A 17,227-nucleotide genomic window follows, 5' to 3' on the forward strand; every position below is an offset into this window, starting at 1 on the left:
GGTGCCGACCATGAGGGCGGTGGGGGTGGCCAGGCCCAGGGCGCAGGGGCAGGCGATGATCAGTACGGCGACGGCCGCGGTGAACGCCGCGGTCAGGCCGCCGCCGTTGCCGAGCCAGAAGCCGAGCGTGCCGAGGGCGAGCGCGATGACGACGGGTACGAAGACGGCGGAGATCCGGTCGGCGAGGCGCTGGGCGGCGGCCTTGCCGTTCTGGGCCTCCTCGACGAGCTTCGCCATCCGGGCCAGCTGGGTGTCGGCACCGACCCGGGTCGCCTCGACGACGAGCCGACCGCCCGCGTTGAGGGTCGCCCCGGTCACAGAGTCGCCGACGCCGACCTCCACGGGCACGGACTCGCCGGTCAGCATCGACGCGTCCACGGCCGAGGCGCCCTCGACGACGGTGCCGTCGGTGGCGATCTTCTCGCCGGGGCGGACCAGGAACCGGTCGCCGACCTGGAGTTCGGCCGTCGGAACGGTCACCTCGCGGTCACCGCGCAGCACGGTGACCTCCTTGGCGCCGAGTTCGAGGAGCGCCTTGAGGGCCGCGCCCGCCTTCCGCTTCGACCGGGCCTCGAAGTAGCGGCCGGCCAGGATGAAGGCGGTGACGCCCGCGGCGGCCTCCAGGTAGATGTTGCCCGCGCCGTCGCTCCGGCCGATGGTCAGCTCGAAGGGGTGCGTCATGCCGACCATGCCCGCCGTGCCGAAGAACAGCGCCCACAGCGACCAGAGGAACGCGGCCGTGGTGCCGACCGAGATCAGCGTGTCCATCGTCGCCGCGCCGTGCCGGGCGTTGGTGAACGCGGCCTTGTGGAACGGCCACGCGGCGTACGTGACGACGGGGGCCGTCAGGGTCAGCGAGAGCCACTGCCAGTAGTCGAACTGGAGCGCCGGGACCATTGACAGCGCGATCACCGGCACGGCGAGCGCGACGGCGGTGAACAGCCGCTGCCGCAGCGGTCGCAGCTCCTCGGCCCCGTCGTCCTCGGCGGCGCCGCCCGGGGCGTCGCCCTCGGCGCGGGCCGGCGGCGCGGGCTCGTGCGCGGTGTAACCGGTCTTCTCGACGGTGGCGATCAGGTCCTGCACCGAGACGTCCTCGCCCCGGTAGCTGACCTTCGCCTTCTCGGTGGCGTAATTGACGGTGGCCTCGACCCCGTCCATCCGGTTGAGCTTCTTCTCGATGCGAGCCGCGCAGGAGGCGCACGTCATGCCGCCGATCGCGAGCTCGACCTCTGCGGTGGTGCCGGTGGCTGTCCCGGTGCCGGTACCGGGGCCGGGTGTGGCGGTGTGCGCGGACACGATGTCCTCCCTGGCGGAGACCTTGATACCCCTAGGGGGTATGCATTGCTGATTCATGTATACCCCCCACCCCTATGAATTGCAAGGGTGGAAATATCGCGGGAGCCCGGAGTGTGCGCGTCCGGTCGCCCGGCACGCGTCCGACCTCGCGTATCTTCGCCTGGCGTTGAGCTGCGCACTCGACGTACCGGCCCGTAGGCTGGTCATTGGACTAGACCTATTGCTGCTTCCTGGAGGATTGGGACCCATGAGCAACCGTGCAGTCCTGGAGGTGATCGCTCTCGACGCGGAGGACGCGGTCGCCGCCCAGGCGGGTGGTGCGGACCGGCTTGAGCTGGTCACCGACATGGCGGCGGACGGCCTGACCCCGTCCTGTGCGACCTTCGCGGAGATCCGGGCGGCGGTGGACATCCCGCTGCGGGTGATGCTCAGGCTGGCGGACGGCTTCGCGGCGGGCGACATCGAGGAGCTCGTGGCCAGGGCGCGCGAGCTGCGGGCGGCGGGTGCCGAGGAGTTCGTGTTCGGCTTCCTCGACGAGGAGGGGAACCCGGACCTGGTCGCCGTCGAGCGCCTCGTCGCCGAACTGGACGGCTGCCGGTGGACCTTCCACCGGGCGATCGACCGGGCCGCCGACCGGGACGCCCTGCGCAAGCAGCTGGCCGACCTGCCCGGCCTGGACACCTATCTGACCGCCGGTTCGGCGAAGGGCGTCGACGAGGGCATCCCGACGCTGCTGGTCGAGGCGGCGCGCAAGGGCGAGGCCGGGTACGAGCCGCAGATCCTGGTGGGCGGCGGCCTGCGCCTGGAGCACCTGCCGGAGCTGCTGGCCGCGGGCATCGACGCCGTGCACATCGGCGGCGCGGCCCGCCCGCACGGATGGTCCGGCCCGGTGGACGCGGCGGCGGTACGGGAGTGGCGCACGGTGCTGGACGCGTAGGGGGTGGGCTTCGGGGGCCGGGGCCGAGGGGCCGCCGGTACGGGCGGGCCGGAGGTACGGAGGCCGGGGCCGGGAGGCGTGGGCCCCGGCCCCGTACCCCTCAGACCTCCGGTGCCGCCAGCTCGTCCGGCAGCTCCGCCGAGTGCACCACCGTCAGCCCCGACACCGCACGCGTCAGCGCCACGTACAGCCGGCGCAGCCCCGTGCGTTCGTCCGGCTCCCCGTCCACCACCGCGGCCGGCTCGTCCAGTACCACGTAGTCGTACTCCAGGCCCTTCGCGAGCGAGGCCGGAACCAGCGTCAGCCGGGACTCGGCGCTGGTCTCCTCGCCGGGGGAGAGGTACGGCTGCCCCGCCGCGGTCAGGGCCTCGGCCAGTACCGGGATCCGGGCGTCGGCCGCGATCAGGCCGATCGACCCCTCCCGGGTCAGCGATGCCGCGCACTCCGCGAGCACCGCCGCGTCCAGCTCCGCCGGGCCGGCCACCCGCCGCACCTCCAGCGAACCCGGCGACTCGCGCACCGACTCCACCGCCGCCAGGCCCGGCGAGATCACCGGCAGCAGCCGCGACGCGTACGCGATCACCTCGCGCGGCACGCGGAAGCCCGCCGTCAGCTCCTCCACCACCGCGTCCGGCTTGCCGAGGTGGTGCAGCGCCTGCGCCCAGCTCTCCGTCGACCACGGCGTCGTGCCCTGCGCGAGATCGCCGAGCACCGTCGCCGAACCGGTCGTGCAGCGGCGGCCCACCGCCCGGTACTGCATGGGCGACAGGTCCTGCGCCTCGTCGAGCACGACGTGGCCGAGCGAGTGCGTGCGCGCCACCAGATCGCTCGCCTCGTCGATCAGCACTGCGTCCGCCGCCGACCACTTCGCCGACTTCACGCTCCGGGCGGGCTTCGCCCACAGGATCGTCTTCTGCTCGTCCTCGTCGAGCAGTCCCTCGGCGTGGGCGGCCAGGAACTCCGCGTCCGACAGCAGCCGCAGTACCAGCTTGGCGGGGTCGACGGCCGGCCAGATCGCCTTCACGGCCGCCTTCACCGCGGGGTTGCGGGCCACCGCGTTCTGCACCCGGTCGTCGGGGGCCTCGCCCGCCTCCTCCATCCGGACCAGGACGGCGTGCGCGATGCGCTGCGGAAGCGCCTCGTGGGCGGCCCCGTAACGCATCTCACGGGCCAGGAGCTCGTTCACGATCTCCTCCAGCTCGTACGCCGGAATCCGCCAGCGCCGCGAACCGCGCACGACCACGACCGGCTCCGTCGGCGGCGTCACGTGCGAACGGATCGCCCGCCGCAGCACCTCGGCCATCCTGGCGTCGCCCTTGACGACGGCGGCGTCCGCCGCGTCCGTGCCGCGCACCTCGACGCCCGCCGTCGCCACCAGGTCGTCGACGGTCGCCTGCTTCACCTCCAGCTCGCCGAGCGCGGGCAGCACCTGCTCGATGTAGTGCAGGAACGACCGGTTCGGCCCGATGACCAGCGTGCCGGTACGGGCCAGCCGCTCGCGGTGCGCGTACAGCAGGTACGCGACCCGGTGCAGGCCGACGGCCGTCTTCCCGGTGCCGGGCCCGCCCTGCACGCACACCGTCCCGCCGAGCCCGCTGCGGACGATCTCGTCCTGCTCGGGCTGGATCGTCGCGACGATGTCCCGCATCGGGCCGACGCGCGGTCGCTCGATCTCCGCCTGGAGGAGCTTGCTGACCTGCTCGGCCTCCGCGGGATCGGTGAGGTGCTCGTCCTCGTACGCGGTCAGCTCGCCGCCGGTGTAGCCGAAGCGGCGGCGCTGCCCGACGTCCTGCGGGTCCTTCCGGGAGGCCCGGTAGAACGGCTGCGAGACCGGCGCGCGCCAGTCGATGACCATCGGGTCGCCGTCGGCGTCGTGGACGTGGCGCCGCCCGATATAGAACTGGCCCTCCCGTCGCCCACCACCGCCCTTGTCCGAGGCGCTGCGCGCCGCCCCTTCGGATGCACCCTCGGCCAGATCGCCCCCGACCCGGTGCAGATAGTCCAGGCGCCCGAAGAAGAGGGGGGTGTGGGAGAGGTCGGCGAGCGACTTGATGCGCTCGTCGATCTGGGCCTGCAGGACGGCCGCGTTGACCCAGTTCGCGGTGACGTCGCGGATGTCGAGGGCCTGGGCGTCCTCGCGCATGGCGCGCAGCGCGGAGCGGGACGCGGCGAGATGGGCGCGTTCGCGAGCCAGGGGATCGGTGGTGTCGCTTTCGAGTTCGTGCGCGGGCACGGTGTTGCCTCCGGCTTTTCGACGCAGGACGGCGAACCGCACCCCGCCCCCGGGCGACACCCGGGAACGATGTGATGCGGTCCGCTCGGGAATCGATCACGGGTGCGCACAGCGGGTGTGCACACGGCTGCCGGCCGGTTTCCGTCCGGTCGGCGGCGCTCCCCCGGCTGCCGGCACGGACCCTCACGGGCCGCCGGTACCACGGTGCGGGAGGCGGGCAGACCGGCGATTGTATCCACCGGGCCGGATTCGGGCCAACGCGTATCACCCGGGGCGGCACCGCGCCCACCCCGGGCGGGGGCCGTGTCGGCCGGGACGCGCGCGGCGTAGGGTGACCGAACCGCCGCCCGATCGGTCCCGTCGTGCGTGGAGCCGGTGCCACCTGGGCGCCGGCCCTCCGTCACGGACGGCACGATCCCCGGTCGTCGCGGCTCGGACCGGGTGAGGGGGAGCGAAGGTGCTGATCACTGTCGCAGAGGTGGAAGCCGCAGCCGAGCGGATCGCGGGGCATGTCGTATGGACCCCGACGGTGCCGAGTCCCGGGCTTTCCGACTTCCTGGGCGCACAGGTCACCGTGAAACTGGAACTCCTCCAGCGCACCGGCTCCTTCAAGGCCCGTGGCGCGACGGCGAAGCTGCTCACGCTCGGCGAAGCCGAGCGCGCCGCCGGTGTCGTGGCGGTGAGCGGCGGCAACCACGGCATCGCGACCGCGGTCATGGCCGGCGCGCTGGGCATCGGGGCGACCGTCGTCATGCCGCGGTCCGCCCCGGGCCGTGCCGTGGCCGTCGCCGAGGCCGCCGGGGCGAGTGTCGTCCTCGTCGACACCATGGACGAGGCGTTCGCCCTCGTGGACGAGTTCCGGGCCAAGGGCCTCGCCCTCGTCCATCCCTTCGACGACCCGGTCGTCATCGCCGCCCAGGGCACCGTCGGCCTGGAGTTCGCGCAGGACGCCGGGGAGCTGACCGACGTACTCGTCAGCATCGGCGGCGGGGGACTGATCTCCGGCGTCGCCGCCGCGCTGCACGCGCTCCGTCCCGGGGTACGGATCTGGGGCGTGGAGACCGAGGGCGCGCGGGCGATGTCGCAGGCCCTGGCCTCCGGCGGGCCGGTGCCGGTCGAACTGTCCTCGATCGTCTCGACGCTGAGCGCCCCCAGCGCCTCACGGCTCACCTACGAGCACGTCTCGTCGCTGGTCACCGACGTGCTCACGGTGAGCGACGCGGAGGCCGTGCGGGGCACCCTCGATCTGGCCGACCACGCGAAGGTCTGGGCCGAGCCGGCCGCCGGATGCCTGCTGCCCGCGGCGCGCCGGGTGCTGGAGCGCGTCGGCGGGGACGCGAGGCTGGGCCTGGTGGTCTGCGGCGGCAACGCGACGACCGCCGACATGACCGCCTGGGCCGACCGCTTCGGACTGCGCCGACCCCTCCCCGAGCACCCCTGACCTCTCCCTGAGTACCCCCGACCTCTCCCCGGCTGCCCCACGGGCCCCGCGTTTCCTGGCACTCCCCGGCACTTTCCGGTGTTCCCCGGCATCCCGCCCGATCCACCGGTCCACCCAGCCGTCCACCTGCGGGTCCATCCCGTAGGGGACGGGATGCGACCGGAGGTCTACACGGGTCGTGCGCCGGTTCAATCCACGGGCCGATGCCCGCGGGGGCCCGGCGCAGGACCATGGAACACATGAGCACCGTCACCCTGAACCCCCGCAGGACCGACCCCGCGCACGGCGCGACCGCGGCCACCGGTCACCACCACACCCACCGCATCGGCGACGCGGCGCGTGCCGTCAAGGTCTTCGTCCGCGCCGCGTTCGGCGTGGTCGTGCTCGGCGAGTACGCCGAGGAAGCGGGCATACGCCGCCGCTCCCGCTGAGCACGCGGACCGTTTCCCCGTGCGCCGGTCGCTGCCTCAGCTCCCGGACAGCAGCTCGTCCGCGTCGACGATCCGGTACGCGTACCCCTGCTCGGCCAGGAACCGCTGGCGGTGCGCCGCGAAGTCCTGGTCGATCGTGTCGCGGGCGACCACCGAGTAGAACCGCGCCTCGTGCCCGTCGGCCTTCGGACGCAGCACCCGGCCGAGCCGCTGCGCCTCCTCCTGGCGCGAGCCGAACGTCCCCGACACCTGGATGGCGACGGTGGCCTCCGGCAGGTCGATGGAGAAGTTCGCGACCTTCGACACCACCAGGACGTTGAGCTCGCCCCGCCGGAAGGCGTCGAAGAGCTTCTCGCGCTGGGCATTGCTCGTCTCGCCCTTGATCACCGGGGCGTCCAGATGCTCGCCCAGCTCGTCGAGCTGGTCGATGTACTGCCCGATGACCAGGGTCTGTTCGCCGCGGTGCCTGCGCACCAGGGCCTCCGTGACCTTCCGCTTCGTCGCGGTCGTCGCACAGAACCGGTACTTCTCCTCGGCCTCGGCGGTCGCGTACGCGAGGCGCTCCGAGTCCGTCAGATTGACCCGCACCTCGACGCAGTCGGCGGGCGCGATGTAGCCCTGCGCCTCGATCTCCTTCCACGGGGCGTCGAACCGCTTGGGCCCGATCAGGGAGAAGACGTCCGACTCCCGGCCGTCCTCGCGCACCAGCGTCGCGGTGAGGCCGAGGCGCCGCCGCGCCTGGAGATCGGCGGTGAACTTGAAGACGGGCGCGGGCAGCAGGTGCACCTCGTCGTAGATCACCAGTCCCCAGTCGCGCGAGTCGAACAGCTCCAGGTGCGGGTAGACGCCCTTGCGACGCGTCGTCAGCACCTGGTACGTGGCGATGGTGACCGGCCGGATCTCCTTGCGCGTACCGCTGTACTCGCCGATCTCGTCCTCGGTCAGCGAGGTCCGCTTCACCAGCTCGTGCTTCCACTGCCGGGCCGAGACGGTGTTGGTCACCAGGATCAGCGTGGTCGCCTTGGCCCGGTCCATCGCCCCGGCCCCGACCAGCGTCTTCCCCGCACCGCAGGGCAGCACGACCACACCCGAACCGCCGTGCCAGAACCCCTCGACGGCCTGCTTCTGGTACGGGCGCAGCGTCCAGCCGTCCTCGACGAGCTCGATGCGGTGCGCCTCGCCGTCCACGTAACCGGCGAGGTCCTCGGCGGGCCAGCCCAGCTTCAGCAGGGTCTGCTTGATCTGCCCGCGCTCGGACGGGTGCACGGCCACGGTGTCCGCGTCGATGCGCGCCCCGACCAGCGGCTGCACCTTCTTCGAGCGCAGGACCTCCTCCAGCACGGGCCGGTCGGTGGAGGTCAGCACCAGCCCGTGCACCGGATGCTTGGAGAGCGTGAGGCGGCCGTACCTGGCCATCGTCTCGGCGATGTCGACGAGCAGCGCGTGCGGAACGGGGTACCGCGAGTACTGCACGAGGGCGTCGACCACCTGCTCGGCGTCGTGCCCCGCGGCCCGCGCGTTCCACAGCCCGAGCGGGGTCAGCCGGTAGGTGTGGATGTGCTCGGGCGCGCGCTCCAGTTCGGCGAAGGGCGCGATGGCACGACGGCAGGCGTCGGCCTGGTCGTGATCGACTTCGAGAAGCAGTGTCTTGTCGCTCTGGACGATGAGGGGTCCGGTCACGTACGGCCCTTTCTGTTGCGGAGACGGCCGGGAACAGCCGGGACGACCGGCAACGGCCAAACGTCCAGTGTGCCGCATGAAGGGGACATGGCGCGTGTGTCGTCGCGCACGGACCCGCCCCGAGCGCCGGCCCGGTCCCGGGGCTCGGGACGGTATCGGGGCCGGTGCTCGTACCGGTGCTCAGGCCGTGGTGTCGTCGGCGAGTTCGGCGACGCCGGTGATGCGGTGCAGGGGGTAGGTGCGGATCTCGTCCGCCGTGTGGTCGTACGCCGTGACGAAGCCGCCCTCGACCCGGACCGGGGCGATGACGCGTTGGCTGGCCGCGCCGTCCGCGTTGACGTAGCCGATCCAGAGCGCCGAGCCGGTCAGGACGGCGGCCTGGACGGTGGCGAGGGTCTCGGCGGAGGTCGTGCGGGGCAGGGTGCCGGGCGTGGCCGCGGGGGACTCCGGGGTGTCCTTGCGGGCCACCGTGGCGGCGGTGTCCCCGGCACGGATCGCCCGTACCGCCGCGCCGAGCAGGGTGTCGTCGGGTACCGGCGGGCCCTCGGGGACGGGGGCGGGGGGTGTGCGGGGCGGGGTGCGGCGGGCGCCCGCGCGGGTGATCAGGACGTCGCCCTCGGCGGACTCGGCAGCCGGGGCGTAGCCCATCTCGCGCAGCCCGTCGAGCAGGGACGCGGGATCGACCTGGGCGGCCAGGGCCGTCGGCGCGAGGCGGCGCAGGCGCAGGGTGACCGAACGCCGGTCGGCGAGGATCTCGTTCAGCACGGCCTCGTCGTCGCAGCGCACGTACGAGGAGGCGGCGCCGATCCGCAGATGGCCGTGGCGGCGGGCGACGTCGTCGATGAGGTAGCTGAGCGGCTGCGGGACCGGCGTGCGGCTGTGGGCGGCGAGGAACGCGTGCAGGTCGGCCGCGGACTGCCCGGCGTCCAGGGCACGGCGCACAGACCCGGGGGTGAACCGGTAGACCGTCGCGCCGCCCTTCGACTCGATGTCCGCGAGGGCGGAGAGCATGTCGGCCAGGGGGCGTTCCAGTGGGCCGGGGGCGACGGCCGTGAGGTCGGCCTGGAGCAGGACGTGGTCCAGCGGCTCCGGGATCAGGGGCGCGAGCAGCGCGGCGGCCTCGGCGGGCCCGGAGTCGAGCAGGGCGCGGGTGTGCGCGGCGAGCGCCCCGCGGCCGGTGATGCCGAGGAGTTCCGATTCGTTGAGCGTCCACAGCGCGATCCGCGACCGCAGGTCCGCGCCCCCTCCCGAAGCGCCGGACGCGGAAGCACCGGATGCCGAAGCAGTGGACGCGGTGGAGGGTGCGGCGCCGCGCAGGGGGCGTTCCCAGCGGAGCCGGGCGAGCACGGTCTCCGGGTCGGGGGCGGTGCCCGGGTCGAGGGCGGCGAGGAGCGCGAGGACCCGGTGGCGCACCTCCGGGGCGGCGGAGCGGTCGAGTTCGGGGCCGAGCGCGGACAGGGCCCGGCCCTTGGCGTCCTGGCCGCCGACCAGCCCCGGGGTGCGGGTGGCGGCGAGCCAGGCGGTGGCGAGGGCCACCCACCGTTCCTGGGCGGGGAGTTCGACCCAGTCGTCGTACGCGGGCGTCGGGGCGTACCGTTCGTCGGCCTCCCCGTCGGAGGCCAGCAGCCCGGCCGCGTAGGCGGTCTCGGCCCAGAACGCGGCGACCGGTTCGGGGACTTCGAGGGCGGCGGCCGTCCTCTTCAGGTCGCGGACGCTGAGCCCGCCGGAGCGCAGTATCGGGGGGCCGCCGCCGTTCCAGCTCTTCAGCAGTTCCTCGACGGTGCTCACCGCCAGGAACGCCTGACCGGCCGCGGCGCTGTCCACAGCCTGTGGATCGCGTTGGGCGACCGCCTCCACGGCCGGCGGTCGCGGTTCCGGTACGCGGTGGGCGCGGCCGGCCCGCAGGTGCAGGGCGGCCTCGCGGGGCAGCACCACGGTGCGGGTGGCCACGGGCAGCAGCAGCCCCCGGTCGCGCAGCCACTTCACGGGCGGGGTGGGGTTCGGGGTGATCTCCCCGTACGGCGGCCCCCACACCAGCCGGTCCAGCACGGACAGGGCCTCGGCGGGGGCGGTGTCCAGCAGCTCGCCCATCCGCGCCCGGTCGGTGAACAGCCCGGTCAGGGACGCCACGGCGGAGACCGGGTCGTGGGTGGCGGGCAGCCCGGCGGCGGCCAGGATCTCCTGGAGGCGGCCGGGGGACATCCCGGAGGTCGCCTCGGCGACGGTCGGCCCGAGACCGGTGGGGGAGGGGTGCTGCGGGGACGGGGCGAGGAGTTCGCGCGCGGTGCGCACCAGACGCAGCCGCTCGTCGTCCCCCCAGACGAGGGCCTGTTCGCGCAGGGTGGCCAGGGCGCCGGGCAGCGCGTCCGCGATTGCCTTGTTCGCGATCACCGTGTCCGCGGGCACCGCGTCCGCGCCGCCGCCCTGGTCGGGGCCGTCGTGCCCGTCGCCGGTGAGCAGGCCGAGCAGCGTTCCGTACGGGGCGGGGTCGGGCGCCACCGCGAGTGCTTCGGCGGTCTGCAGGGCGAACTTGTCGAGGTGCTCCAGCGCGCGTACGACGGAGGCGCGGGTGCCGGCTCTCGTCGCGAGCTGGGTGATGTCGCCCGGCACGGGGTTGAGGAGATCGGGGCGGGCGCGCAGCAGTCCGGCCAACGACTCGTCGTCCCGGGCGCGGAGGGCTTCGGCGAGCGTCCGCGGTGGTGTGGTCATCCCCATCCGCCCCACGGTAGTCCCCATCCGCCCCCGGGAGGTCGCCATCCGCTCCGGGGCGGGCGGCTGTCCGGCACCGCCCGCGTCGCGGCAGTCGTCACGACAGTCGCCGTGGCAGTTGTCACGGCAGTCGTTCGGGACGGGGCCGGGACGCTACCGTCGGTGCAGGGCGGTAGAGGGGAATCGACGCGTGGGGATCGAGAGCGACCAGCTGGTCTACGACTACCTGAGCCGGGTCGGGGACCTGGCCCAGCAGCAACAGCTGTCCTCGGGCACCCGGATGAGGCTCGTCGCCGAGCTCCGGGGCGAGATCGACCGGCAGCGCGGAAAGCAGTCCGCGGACTCTCCGGCGGCGGTCCGCCGCATCATCGGGAAACTCGGCACGCCGGACGAACTGGTCGCCGCGGCGGCCGCGTCGGCGGACGGGACGGTCGAGCTTCCGGACCGGACCGGGCGAACCGGGCGAACCGAACAGCCGGGACGGTCGGCGAGTACGTCGACAAGCACGCCGACGAGCACACCGGCGGACGCGGGAAGTACGGGAAGCGCGGGAAGTACGGCGAGTGCGGGCCGGGTCGGGGAAGCGGCGGGGAAGCCGGGGGCGGGGCCGGACGTTCCCCGCCCGCGCACGTCGTTCGACCCGCGCACATCGCTCAAGGGGGTGCTCCGGAAGGCCGGTCCCGGCAAGGACGCGCCGCGCCCCCGGGCGGAGAAGCCCGGCCCCGAACCGGGGGCCGACGCCGAATCGGGCCCCGACTCGGGTGCGCCCGGCACGGCGGCCGGGCAGGTGCCTTCGCCGCCGCACCGGGCCGGTACGGACGAGCTGGGGCCGTCCGGGAGCGAACCCGACTGGTGGCGGATCGAGCCGGGGCCGTTCGGTGACGGCGTCGACGTGCCGGGGTTCGTCGGCGGGGTCGAGATCCCGGCCATGCTGAAGCCGCCCGCGCCGAAGGACGCGGTACCGGCCCAGCGCGCGGGCACGGACGAGGCACTGGACGACGAGGGGGCGGCGGCCGAGGACGACGCGCCCGAGGCTGACGAGGCACCCCCCAAACGCCGCCGCCCACCCGGGCTCCGCCGTCGCGCCCCTCGCGCCCCCCGCGAGGAAGGGGCGAGTGGCCGCGGCTTCTCCCACCCCCTGCTGCTGCTCGCCGCCGCATTGCTGGTCGTCGGCGCGGCCCTGGGCAACTGGCTGGGCCTGGCCGGCGGCTGGCTGCTCGCGTACAGCTCGCGCACCCTGTCCCGCACGGAGGCGAAGTGGGCGGCGATGGGGCTGCCGGGCGTGGTCGCGGCGGGCGCCGTCGTCTGGCTCTGGGGTCGCACCGAGGGCCGCTGGGGCGAGCCCGTCCCGCGGGGCGGGATGGACGACGTGCTGAGCGGGATGTGGCCGGTGGTGGTCCGTACGGCCGCGCTGGCCTCGGCGGCGTTCCTGGTGTGGCGGGCGCGCAAGCGCACGGAATAGACGGACGGAGCGGAGCGGGGGAGAGGACGGGGTCGGGCGGCACAGCCGTACCCGTACCCGGCCGTAGGCGCCCCGGGCCTCGTCCGTCCCCCGCTTCCTACTTCGGCAGGTCCGCTTCCTGCTTCGTCAGGTCCGCCTGGAGCTCGTCGAGGATCTTGCCCGCGGCCGTGTAGCCGATGCCCGCGATCCACAGCCGGTCGTCGACCTTGAAGACCTTGCCGTTCCTGGACGCCCTCAGCCCCTTCCACAGGCCGCTGTTCATCGTCCTGGTCGTCCCCGCCTTGCCCGGGTCGCCGTAGGTGGACGTGAAGACGACGTCCGCGTCCGCGAGGTCGATCTTCTCGGGGGACACGTCGTACGAGAAGCCGTCCTTGGCCTTGTCGGTGATCGCGGGGCGGCCCAGGCCCAGGTCGGCGAGGATCGAGCCGATGTAGTTCTGCTTGCCGTAGATGCGGATGTCGGCGCCCTCGACGAAGCGGACGAAGTTGACCTCCGTTCCGGCCGCCTTCTCCTTCCCGCCGATCGCCCCGGTCACCTTCGCGACGTGGGCGTCGTACTCGGCGACGACCTTCTTCGCCTCGGCCTGCTTGCCGAGCGCCTCCGCGTGCACCTGGAAGTTCTCCTTCCAGGCCGTTCCGGTGGACTCCGTCATCACGGTGGGGGCGATCTTGCTGAGCTGTTCGTAGCGGTCGCCGTCCCGGACCTTGCTGGTGAGGATCAGGTCCGGCTTCAGCGAGGCGACGGTCTCCAGGTTGGGGTTGGCGATCTCGCCGACCTCCTTGATGTCCTTCGTCCGGCTCTCCGGCAGGTAGGAGGGGAAGCCGTCCTCCGTCGCCGAGTGCGTCGCGCCGACGGGCCGCACGCCGAGGCTGAGCGCGGAGTCCAGCTCGCCGGTGTCGAGGACCACGACGCGCTTCGGGGCCATGGGGACCTCGACGTCGCCCATGGCCGTCTTGACGGTGTGCGTCCGGGCCGCCCCGCCGTCACCGCCGCCGGAGTCCGAGGAACCGCAGGCACCGAGCGTGAGCGCGCCGGTCAGGGTGAGGGCGCCGAGGACGGGGCCGCGGCGGCGGATGGAGGTGGGCATGGGCTGCCTTTCGTCGGGGTCGGAGTGCCGGTCACGGATGCGCGGGCGGCCGGCCGGTCACCGCGGACGGCCGGAGAAGGAACGACGGCGCGCCGGGCCACGGGAGGAAGGGCGCGGGTTCACGGCGTCGGCGTCGGCGCGGCCTGCCAGGGCGCCCCCGGCACCACCAGCGGCGAACCCGTCACCGGGTCCGGGACGATCACCGCCTCCAGGCCGAAGACCTCGTGCACGAGGCCGGCCGTGACGATGTCCTCCGGGCGGCCCTCGGCGACGATCCGGCCCGCCTTCATGGCGACCAGGTGGTCCGCGTAACGGGCGGCCTGGTTGAGGTCGTGGAGCACGGTGACGACGGTCCGGCCGCGGGTGCCGTCCACCGCCGGGGCGGTGAGCCGGCGCACCAGGTCCAGGACCTCCACCTGGTGCGCGATGTCGAGGTACGTGGTCGGCTCGTCGAGCAGCAGCAGGTCGGTCTCCTGGGCGAGTGCCATCGCGATCCAGACCCGCTGGCGCTGCCCGCCGGACAGCTCGTCCACCGACCGGTCGCCGAGCGCGGCGACGTCCGTGCGCTCCATCGCGTCCGTCACCGCCCGCTCGTCCTCGTCCGACCACTGCTGCCACCAGTGCTGGTGCGGCTGCCGGCCGCGGGCGACGAGGTCGGAGACGGTGATCGCCTCCGGGGCCACCGGGGTCTGCGGCAGCAGTCCGATCGACTGGGCGATCTTCCGCGTGGGGATCTTCGACAGCTCGGTGCCGTCGAGGAGCACCGAACCGCCGCGCGGCTTGAGCAGCCGGCCGAGCGCGCGCAGGGTGGTCGACTTGCCGCAGGCGTTCGGGCCGACGATGACCGTCACCCGGCCGTCCGGCACGGTGAGGTCCAGCTCGTGGACGACGGTGCGGTCCTCGTACGAGAGCGTCAGCCCCCGCGCGGCGAGCCGACCGGTCGCGGGCGCTTCCGCCCCCGTCCCGGTCCCGGTCTCGGACGTACGGGTCGAACTCATGCGGTGCCTCCATTGCGGCCGCGACCGCCGTCCCGTCCGCGGACGATCAGCCAGATCAGGTACGGGGCGCCGACCGCCGCCGTCAGGACGCCCACCGGCAGTTCGGTGGGCGAGAAGAGCTTGCGCGCGAGCAGGTCCGCGAACACCACGATCACCGCGCCGAGCAGTGCCGAGCAGAGCAGCGGGATCTGCGCGGTGCGGGTCGTCCGGCGGGCGATCTGCGGGGCGAGCAGCGCCACGAAGTCGACCGGCCCGGCCGTGCCGGTCGCCACGGACGCCAGGACCACCCCGAGGGCGACGAGCCCCAGCCGCACCCGCCCGAGCCGCACCCCGAGCGCGGTCGCGGTGTCGTCGTCCAGCGAGACGGTGCGCTGCGCGCGGGCGGCCCACAGGAGGGCCGGGGCGAGGAGCAGCAGTGTCCAGCCGAGCGGCGCGGCCTGGTCCCAGCCGCGGCCGTTGAGCGAGCCGGTCATCCAGACCTTGGCCTGCTGGGCGACCAGGTAGTCGCCCTTCGTCATGAACAGCGTGGTGACCGACCGCAGCGCGATGGCGAAGCCGATGCCGATGAGGACGAAACGGGCCGCGTGCAGACCGCCGCGCCACGCGAAGACGTACACGAGCGCCGCCGCGGCCACCCCGCCGATGACGGACAGGTACGGCAGGACGGTGTACGAGGTGACGCCGAAGGTCATCGCGCCGACCGTGAGCGCGCTCGCGCCCTGGCTGATGCCGATGATGTCGGGGCTTGCGAGGGGGTTGCGGGCGACGGTCTGGATCAGTGCGCCGGCGATCCCGAACGCCGCGCCGACCAGCAGCCCCACGACCATCCGCGGCAGCCGCAGGGTGCCGACCACCAGCTCGTCCGGGGACGGCTGCCCCAGGACCACCTTCACGACCTCGCCGGGCGCCACGAAGCTCTCGCCGACGCAGAGGTACGCGACACAGACCGCGGCCAGCAGGACCACGAGGGCGACGGCGACGAGGGCCGCCCGGCGGTGCAGCAGGAACCGGCCCCGCGCCCCGATCCGTACGACGCCGTACCCGGCGGGCCGCACCCGCACCTCCGTCTTCGTCCCGGTGCTCATGCGGGCACCGCCTTCCGGCGTACCAGGGTGACCAGGAACGGAACGCCGATCAGTGCCGTCATCACGCCCGCCGGGACCTCGCTCGGCGGGAACAGGACCCGGCCGACGACGTCGGAGACGAGCAGCATCACGGGCCCGAGCAGTGCGGCCATCGGCAGCACCCAGCGGTGGTCGGAGCCGACGATCGCGCGGGCGAGGTGCGGGACGGCGAGTCCGATGAACGCGATCGGCCCGGCCGCCGCGACCCCGGCACCGGTCAGCACCGTGGCCCCGACGCCGCCGACGATCCGTACCGTCGCGACCTTCTGCCCGAGGCCCTTCGCCAGGTCCTCGCCGAGCGCCAGCGCGTCGAGACCGCGTGCCACGGACAGCACGAGGACCGTTCCGAGCAGCATGAACGGCCAGATCTGCTGGGCGATGTCGGCCTCGCGCCCGCCGAGCGAGCCGACCTGCCAGAAGCGGAACTCGTCCAGCGCGGACGCCTTGGTCGTCAGCACCGCCGAGGTCACGGACACCAGCAGCGCGTTGATCGCGGCGCCGCCCAGGGCGAGCTTCACGGGGGTGGCGCCCCCGCGCCCGCTCGACGCGACGGCGTACACGGCGACGGAGGCGATCGCCGCCCCCGTGAACCCGAACCACACGTACCCCGTCAGGGTGTGGACACCGGCGTACGCGATGGCCAGCACCACGCCCACCGACGCGCCCTGGCTGATGCCGAGGATGCCGGGGTCGGCGATGGGGTTGCGGGTGATGCCCTGGAGCACCGTGCCCGCGAGGGCCAGTCCGGCGCCGACCATCAGCCCGATCAGGGTGCGCGGCACGCGCAGGTTCCGGACGACCTCGGCGTTGTCGGAGTGCCCGCCGTTCAGCAGGGCGTCGAACACCTCGGACGGGGGTATGGAACGGGCCCCCACGGCGAGGCTGAGAAGTACCGCCGCCAGCAGCGCCACGACGGCCGCCGCCGTCGCGAGTGCGCGTCTGGAGCGGCGTGGAGCGACGGCTGACATCGGACCCAATCGAGAGCGAAGCAAAGTTAGGCTTGGCTAAGTCTAAGCACCGCCGATTTCGGACCACAGAGCCCCACCGGGTCGACCCGACGCCCCACCCACCACACCCGCCCCGCTTCCGCACCCACCCCCGCTTCCGCACCCGGCTTCGCGCCCGCCCTCGTACCCCGCGTCCCGCGCACAATGGATGCCATGCCTTCGCATCCCTTGACGGTCGGCTTCGACCTCGACATGACGCTCATCGACACCCGCCCCGGAATCAAGGCCGCCTACCAGGCGCTTTCCGCCGAGACGGGGACGCCGATCGACGCGGACCTGGTGGTGAGCAGGCTCGGCCCGCCGGTCGACGAGGAACTGCGGAACTGGTTCCCGGCCGACGCGGTGGCCGCCACCGCCGACCGTTACCGGGAGATCTACCCCGCACACGCCATCCTCCCGAGCCCCGCGCTGCCCGGCGCCCGGGAGTCGGTCGCGGCGATCCGCGCACGGGGCGGCCGGACGATCGTCGTCACCGCCAAGCACCGGCCGAGCGCGGAACTCCACCTGGCCCACCTCGGCATCGAGCCCGACGCGGTCATGGGCGGCCTGTGGGCGGAGGCCAAGGGGCGCGCGCTGCGCGAGCACGCGGCGGACGTCTACGTGGGCGACCACACCGGCGACGTACGCGGCGCCCGCGCGGCCGGCGCCCTGTCGGTCGCGGTCACCACGGGCCCGTGCGACGCGGACGAACTCCGGGAGGCGGGAGCGGACGTGATCCTGTCGTCCCTGGCGGAGTTCCCGGACTGGCTGGAGAAGTACACGGCGTAACCCATCGGTGGGAGCCGGGGCCGCGCGGCCCCGGTCACCCCGTCCCGATGCCGC

Annotated in this window: 13 protein-coding genes; 5 read left to right on the forward strand and 8 right to left on the reverse strand. The window is 73.7% G+C overall.

The window, feature by feature from the left end; all coding sequences use genetic code 11:
• Nucleotides 1-1,296, reverse strand: a 1,296-nt coding sequence (locus tag ACWCXX_RS02695) for a heavy metal translocating P-type ATPase (RefSeq protein ID WP_451123583.1), incomplete at its 3' end; no start/stop codon positions are given.
• A 247-nt stretch (nucleotides 1,297-1,543) separates the two neighbouring features.
• Here ACWCXX_RS02695 and ACWCXX_RS02700 point away from each other — a divergent pair.
• Nucleotides 1,544-2,233 carry a copper homeostasis protein CutC gene (locus tag ACWCXX_RS02700; protein ID WP_451123585.1) on the forward strand — a complete coding sequence of 230 codons (690 nt, stop codon included), beginning with the start codon at nucleotides 1,544-1,546 and terminating at the stop codon, nucleotides 2,231-2,233.
• A 100-nt stretch (nucleotides 2,234-2,333) separates the two neighbouring features.
• Here ACWCXX_RS02700 and ACWCXX_RS02705 read toward each other — a convergent pair whose 3' ends face one another.
• Nucleotides 2,334-4,466 (reverse strand): HelD family protein, encoded by a 2,133-nt coding sequence (locus ACWCXX_RS02705; RefSeq protein ID WP_451124332.1) that lies wholly within the window; start codon nucleotides 4,464-4,466, stop codon nucleotides 2,334-2,336.
• 460 nt (nucleotides 4,467-4,926) lie between these two features.
• Here ACWCXX_RS02705 and ACWCXX_RS02710 point away from each other — a divergent pair, with 460 nt between their 5' ends.
• Both ACWCXX_RS02710 and ACWCXX_RS02715 read left to right on the forward strand, forming a co-directional pair.
• On the forward strand, nucleotides 4,927-5,907 hold the full coding sequence (locus ACWCXX_RS02710) for a pyridoxal-phosphate dependent enzyme (protein ID WP_451124334.1): 981 nt from the start codon (nucleotides 4,927-4,929) through the stop codon (nucleotides 5,905-5,907).
• 239 nt (nucleotides 5,908-6,146) lie between these two features.
• Nucleotides 6,147-6,338, forward strand: coding sequence for a hypothetical protein (locus ACWCXX_RS02715; RefSeq protein WP_451123587.1), 192 nt, complete (start codon nucleotides 6,147-6,149; stop codon nucleotides 6,336-6,338).
• A gap of 36 nt (nucleotides 6,339-6,374) precedes the next feature.
• Here the strand turns inward: ACWCXX_RS02715 and ACWCXX_RS02720 are convergent, their stop codons facing one another.
• Together ACWCXX_RS02720 and ACWCXX_RS02725 are read right to left on the reverse strand one after the other, a co-directional pair.
• Nucleotides 6,375-8,018: a DNA repair helicase XPB gene (locus ACWCXX_RS02720; protein ID WP_451123589.1), complete on the reverse strand. Its 1,644-nt coding sequence runs from the start codon at nucleotides 8,016-8,018 to the stop codon at nucleotides 6,375-6,377.
• A 180-nt stretch (nucleotides 8,019-8,198) separates the two neighbouring features.
• Nucleotides 8,199-10,733, reverse strand: coding sequence for a helicase-associated domain-containing protein (locus ACWCXX_RS02725; RefSeq protein WP_451123591.1), 2,535 nt, complete (start codon nucleotides 10,731-10,733; stop codon nucleotides 8,199-8,201).
• A gap of 184 nt (nucleotides 10,734-10,917) precedes the next feature.
• Here ACWCXX_RS02725 and ACWCXX_RS02730 point away from each other — a divergent pair, with 184 nt between their 5' ends.
• The gene (locus tag ACWCXX_RS02730; protein ID WP_451123593.1) at nucleotides 10,918-12,189 is read left to right on the forward strand and encodes a hypothetical protein; all 1,272 of its coding nucleotides are present in this window, start codon (nucleotides 10,918-10,920) and stop codon (nucleotides 12,187-12,189) included.
• A gap of 97 nt (nucleotides 12,190-12,286) precedes the next feature.
• Here the strand turns inward: ACWCXX_RS02730 and ACWCXX_RS02735 are convergent, their stop codons facing one another.
• The 4 genes from ACWCXX_RS02735 to ACWCXX_RS02750 all read right to left on the reverse strand — a co-directional run bounded on the left by ACWCXX_RS02735 (nucleotide 12,287) and on the right by ACWCXX_RS02750 (nucleotide 16,366).
• The gene (locus tag ACWCXX_RS02735) at nucleotides 12,287-13,276 is read right to left on the reverse strand and encodes an ABC transporter substrate-binding protein (RefSeq protein ID WP_451123595.1); all 990 of its coding nucleotides are present in this window, start codon (nucleotides 13,274-13,276) and stop codon (nucleotides 12,287-12,289) included.
• 119 nt (nucleotides 13,277-13,395) lie between these two features.
• Nucleotides 13,396-14,274, reverse strand: coding sequence for an ABC transporter ATP-binding protein (locus tag ACWCXX_RS02740; RefSeq protein WP_451123597.1), 879 nt, complete (start codon nucleotides 14,272-14,274; stop codon nucleotides 13,396-13,398).
• Nucleotides 14,271-15,359, reverse strand: coding sequence for a FecCD family ABC transporter permease (locus ACWCXX_RS02745; RefSeq protein WP_451123599.1), 1,089 nt, complete (start codon nucleotides 15,357-15,359; stop codon nucleotides 14,271-14,273). The genes ACWCXX_RS02740 and ACWCXX_RS02745 overlap by 4 nt, the downstream gene beginning before the upstream one ends.
• A complete protein-coding gene (locus tag ACWCXX_RS02750) occupies nucleotides 15,356-16,366 on the reverse strand; it encodes a FecCD family ABC transporter permease (protein WP_451123601.1) in 1,011 nt (336 codons plus the stop codon). The genes ACWCXX_RS02745 and ACWCXX_RS02750 overlap by 4 nt, the downstream gene beginning before the upstream one ends.
• A gap of 183 nt (nucleotides 16,367-16,549) precedes the next feature.
• On the opposite strand from ACWCXX_RS02750, the gene ACWCXX_RS02755 reads away from it, so the two are divergent.
• Nucleotides 16,550-17,173: an HAD family hydrolase gene (locus ACWCXX_RS02755; protein WP_451123603.1), complete on the forward strand. Its 624-nt coding sequence runs from the start codon at nucleotides 16,550-16,552 to the stop codon at nucleotides 17,171-17,173.
• Nucleotides 17,174-17,227: the final 54 nt, after the last annotated feature.

The sequence above is a fragment of the Streptomyces sp. NPDC001732 genome (assembly GCF_053596315.1).